Source organism: Streptomyces bambusae (assembly GCF_019400985.1).
Taxonomy (GTDB): Bacteria; Actinomycetota; Actinomycetes; order Streptomycetales; family Streptomycetaceae; genus Streptomyces; species Streptomyces bambusae_A.
Genome location: NZ_WTFF01000635.1, coordinates 1 through 1,424 on the forward strand (window position 1 = coordinate 1; position 1,424 = coordinate 1,424).

The following is a 1,424-nucleotide window of genomic DNA, read 5'->3' on the forward strand; positions in this document are numbered from 1 at the left end:
CTGAGACCTGATGCCGAGCCGATTGTGGTGAAGTGGATGATCCTATGCTGTCGAGAAAAGCCTCTAGCGAGTTTCATGGCGGCCCGTACCCTAAACCGACTCAGGTGGTCAGGTAGAGAATACCGAGGCGTTCGGGTGAACTATGGTTAAGGAACTCGGCAAAATGCCCCCGTAACTTCGGGAGAAGGGGGGCCATTCCTGGTGAAGGCACTTGCTGTCTGAGCTGGGGGTGGCCGCAGAGACCAGCGAGAAGCGACTGTTTACTAAAAACACAGGTCCGTGCGAAGCCGTAAGGCGATGTATACGGACTGACGCCTGCCCGGTGCTGGAACGTTAAGGGGACCGGTTAGTGACCTTTCGGGGTTGCGAAGCTGAGAACTTAAGCGCCAGTAAACGGCGGTGGTAACTATAACCATCCTAAGGTAGCGAAATTCCTTGTCGGGTAAGTTCCGACCTGCACGAATGGCGTAACGACTTCTCGACTGTCTCAACCATAGGCCCGGTGAAATTGCACTACGAGTAAAGATGCTCGTTTCGCGCAGCAGGACGGAAAGACCCCGGGACCTTTACTACAGTTTGATATTGGTGTTCGGTTCGGCTTGTGTAGGATAGGTGGGAGACTGTGAACTCTGGACGCCAGTTCAGGGGGAGTCGCCGTTGAAATACCACTCTGGTCGTGCTGGATGTCTAACCTCGGTCCGTGATCCGGATCAGGGACAGTGTCTGATGGGTAGTTTAACTGGGGCGGTTGCCTCCCAAAGGGTAACGGAGGCGCCCAAAGGTTCCCTCAGCCTGGTTGGCAATCAGGTGTTGAGTGTAAGTGCACAAGGGAGCTTGACTGTGAGACCGACGGGTCGAGCAGGGACGAAAGTCGGGACTAGTGATCCGGCGGTGGCTTGTGGAAGCGCCGTCGCTCAACGGATAAAAGGTACCCCGGGGATAACAGGCTGATCTTCCCCAAGAGTCCATATCGACGGGATGGTTTGGCACCTCGATGTCGGCTCGTCGCATCCTGGGGCTGGAGTCGGTCCCAAGGGTTGGGCTGTTCGCCCATTAAAGCGGTACGCGAGCTGGGTTTAGAACGTCGTGAGACAGTTCGGTCCCTATCCGCTGTGCGCGTAGGAATATTGAGAAGGGCTGTCCCTAGTACGAGAGGACCGGGACGGACGAACCTCTGGTGTGCCAGTTGTCCTGCCAAGGGCATGGCTGGTTGGCTACGTTCGGGAGGGATAACCGCTGAAAGCATCTAAGCGGGAAGCCTGCTTCAAGATGAGTATTCCCACCTCCTTGAGAGGGTAAGGCTCCCAGTAGACGACTGGGTTGATAGGCCAGATGTGGAAGCCCGGTAACGGGTGGAGCTGACTGGTACTAATAGGCCGAGGGCTTGTCCTCAGTTGCTCGCGTCCACTGTGTTAGTTCTGAAG

At 56.1% G+C, this 1,424-nt stretch carries 1 rRNA gene; it reads left to right on the forward strand.

What is annotated here, in order from left to right:
* Positions 1-1,392 (forward strand): 23S ribosomal RNA (locus GPJ59_RS36210); the annotation flags it as partial.
* Positions 1,393-1,424 lie beyond the last annotated feature (32 nt).